We start from the raw sequence: 3,016 nt of genomic DNA on the forward strand, positions 1-3,016 counted from the left end.
GCGAAGCGGCTTAGTTCAACGCCGCGTTAAGGGGTGAACAACGCGACCACCTAACCTAAACCATTGTGCAGTAAACACTAAAGTCGAATCAAACTGAAAATGCCAAGCGTTGAGAATCCCTCTTAAACGCTTTGTTAGAATTTTATATTTCGAGGAATAAGAGACCTACTTTGCTCTTAGGTAGCCACCACTGAAACTCATAATTCTGTGACAATGTAATTGGGCTACCATATGGTTGCTTACCCGCTTTAGGGTAATAGATTAGCTCTGTTCCTTGGGTATATGTACTACCATTTCTAAAGTCAAAATCCCCTGTTTCTTTAGAGTAGCTATCATGATCGATATAATGACGATGGTCAGTACCAACTAACATAACTCCGAAGTCTGAAAATGTACTGTAGTTCTCAAGATTATGAATATCCTTAAAAACATCGTACCGATTATTTGGTTCTCGATGATTAGATTTTTTGAAGAACTTAAGTTCAATGGCACAACTGCTTTTAAGCCCTGACACTAAGTTTTCAAAATATATATAAATGTCTACCTTTGCTTTGTTGGAACCACTCTTTACAAATGCACCCTGCTCGAGAGAGACAGGTTTTTCTAGCTCTATTCCAAAGATCTCGTCTCGAGTATTAACATAAATTTCGCCAATAGACTTTAAGATCGAAGACAGATGAAGTTGCATTGATGCTTCGTTTTCAACAACAATCGCACCACCATTCATTTTCTCATATAGCGCCCTTGCTGATATATCAATAACTTCTCTTAAACGACTTTCGGACACTGGATTCTCCTAAAATTCTAACGCCCTGTTAAGGGGTGAGCAACGCATTACCGAAGCCGCCGCATACCACCTTAATCACTAAAACCAACGCATAGTGAAAATGCTACGCGTTGCGAATCACTTTTGAACAGTTTGTTAGTTTTATTTGCTTAAGTTAGCCTCAATGCTAAGCAGCTCAAATTCTGCTCTTGATTGATGATATTTCTGCCAACTTTCTGTTACTACATGACTAGCAAGCTTTCCCCGCTGATCGGAATCACTATACTCTGGGTCAATTAATTCAACTGACTCGTAAGTAAGACTATTTTCAGCAAGAAAGTCCGTCAGCATGTCATCAAATGACATTGAAACATAAGAAACATGGCTATTGTCGAATGTCAGATTAACACCTAGTTTTGGACATACAGCCCCATTCAAAATAGCTTCATTTTTGAATGCCATGACAGTGCTTTTAACAGCTCTTCGAAAAGCGTAAGAAACAACCATTTTCTTTGTATATGGCTTAACGCAATGTCTCCAGCTAATTACGACTCTAGAATCATCTTTTCGTATTATGAACAGACATCTATTTCGGTGGAAATCTAACCCAACTTCAATATCTTTAATGCCACAACCAACCTTTTCATCATACTCACTATGCAATGTAAACAAAGCTTCAAAAAAAGCTTTATCATCCAAAGCCATTATTGTTCCAGGACTGTATGAATTAATACGACGACGAGCATCCTCTTCGCATGCCTTTCGAGTGCCAAATTTAAATTGACCAAATGAAATCGGTTTTGCCACAACTGCCTCCTATAAAACTAACGCCCTGTTAAGGTGTGAGCAACGCAATACCGAAGCTCCCGCATACCACCTTAAACACAAAAACCAACGCATAATAAAAATGCCACGCGTTGCGAATCACTCTTAAACAGTTTGTTATAGCGATTTTCCGACAGGCATACCAAACCAATAATAAAGCTAATTATCAATAGATTATAGCCTCTTTTATATTAGGTGTATTTATGATAAACCATAACTCTGACTTACACTATTGATGGAGGCGATATGTCAGAAGATAACTATATTACATGTGATGACTGCGGTACCGAATATCCAGAAGAAGATGGCTATTGTGTATATTGTGATGAAACTAGACCACCTAAAGGTGCTGAATGCGAGTTTTGTGAAAATCCAGCTACTAGTTACGTCCAAGATCACCCTGTTTGTGACGACCATTATGAAGATGCGTACCCGATAGACTAACCGACCTCTGACGCCCTAATATATTTGTGTTAGGGCTCTCAATCTTCGCTATAACGCCGCATTAAGGTGTGAGCGACGCTTGGCTATACTTGAGCGAAGCGAAACTGCCAAGCGTTACGAATCACTCTTAAATGCTTTGTTAGCAATCTGATGCGTGATATCGAGTAAAGTGTGGTGATGCTCCACTTCGTGAACCTTGCGCTAAAGACTGATATCTATCACGGTAGTATGGATACATATTATCAGCTAGCAAAGTTACAGCCTCTAAAGCTCTTGTGACTTCACTTACAACCACATCATAAATCTTCTCTCTGGAGTCCTGATAAACATCGTTCAAGTCGTACGGCGAGCTTGCTACAATAGGTATTTTTGAATGCTCCATGTAAGCCATATGCTTAAACCTCTGATCATCACCAGTATATAAGTTACAGAAGCCCTTATGAGCTCTTTCGTTTCGGTCTGCTCTTAGCTCGGCACCAACACTGTCAATTTCTTTTAGGGCATGTAAGATCTCAGAGTGATTTTCTCTTAAGCATTTATTTAGTTGCTTCATGTTTAGCTTGAAATCCTCCAACTCTAAACACAGCACCTCGTTGACAAAATGAAACGCTATATCTCTTAAGCTTGAAAAACGAAACAACGATAGATCAACAATAGATTTTAACCAATCATATCGATTTATATCCATTATTTGGGACTTCAACGGGATCGCTTCGACACCTAGCATTTGGGGAATAACCCTCAAATCAATGAATTGCTGTTCCAACGAGTTAAATCTCACATAGGCTAAATGAGCGTATGCTACGTGCGGGTCAGCACCCTCAAAGTCTTCCCAAGTATCAAAGCCATGATCATTCAAAAAGTAATCATTAATGGAATCATAAAGTACTCCTTTAAATTTACTCTTGTCTAAGTCCCAATAAAAATATTCTGTCTTCATATATAGATGCTTAATAAGATTGCTAACGCCCAATTAAGTAG

Annotated in this window: 4 protein-coding genes; 1 reads left to right on the plus strand and 3 read right to left on the minus strand. The window is 38.9% G+C overall.

Annotated features, from left to right (window positions below; genetic code table 11):
- Positions 1-142: 142 nt before the first annotated feature.
- Both AB4180_RS22715 and AB4180_RS22720 read right to left on the minus strand, forming a co-directional pair.
- Positions 143-787 carry a hypothetical protein gene (locus tag AB4180_RS22715; protein ID WP_102248950.1) on the minus strand — a complete coding sequence of 215 codons (645 nt, stop codon included), beginning with the start codon at positions 785-787 and terminating at the stop codon, positions 143-145.
- 141 nt (positions 788-928) lie between these two features.
- Positions 929-1,573 carry a DCL family protein gene (locus AB4180_RS22720; protein ID WP_038881919.1) on the minus strand — a complete coding sequence of 215 codons (645 nt, stop codon included), beginning with the start codon at positions 1,571-1,573 and terminating at the stop codon, positions 929-931.
- A 264-nt stretch (positions 1,574-1,837) separates the two neighbouring features.
- Here AB4180_RS22720 and AB4180_RS22725 point away from each other — a divergent pair, with 264 nt between their 5' ends.
- Entirely contained in the window at positions 1,838-2,035 is a 198-nt protein-coding gene (locus AB4180_RS22725) for a hypothetical protein (protein WP_102248951.1), read from the plus strand.
- Between the two features lie 139 nt (positions 2,036-2,174).
- Here the strand turns inward: AB4180_RS22725 and AB4180_RS22730 are convergent, their stop codons facing one another.
- On the minus strand, positions 2,175-2,975 hold the full coding sequence (locus AB4180_RS22730; RefSeq protein ID WP_102248952.1) for a Cthe_2314 family HEPN domain-containing protein: 801 nt from the start codon (positions 2,973-2,975) through the stop codon (positions 2,175-2,177).
- Between the last annotated feature and the right edge of the window lie 41 nt (positions 2,976-3,016).

This window comes from Vibrio sp. 10N.286.49.C3 (assembly GCF_041469545.1).
In the GTDB taxonomy this organism is placed as follows: Bacteria; Pseudomonadota; Gammaproteobacteria; order Enterobacterales; family Vibrionaceae; genus Vibrio; species Vibrio tasmaniensis_A.

Excerpts from the sequence above, each read along its gene's own strand:
- AB4180_RS22730 (WP_102248952.1), bottom strand. The coding sequence starts at position 2,975 with ATGAAGACAGAATATTTTTATTGGGACTTAGACAAGAGTAAATTTAAA.
- AB4180_RS22725 (WP_102248951.1), top strand. The coding sequence starts at position 1,838 with ATGTCAGAAGATAACTATATTACATGTGATGACTGCGGTACCGAATAT.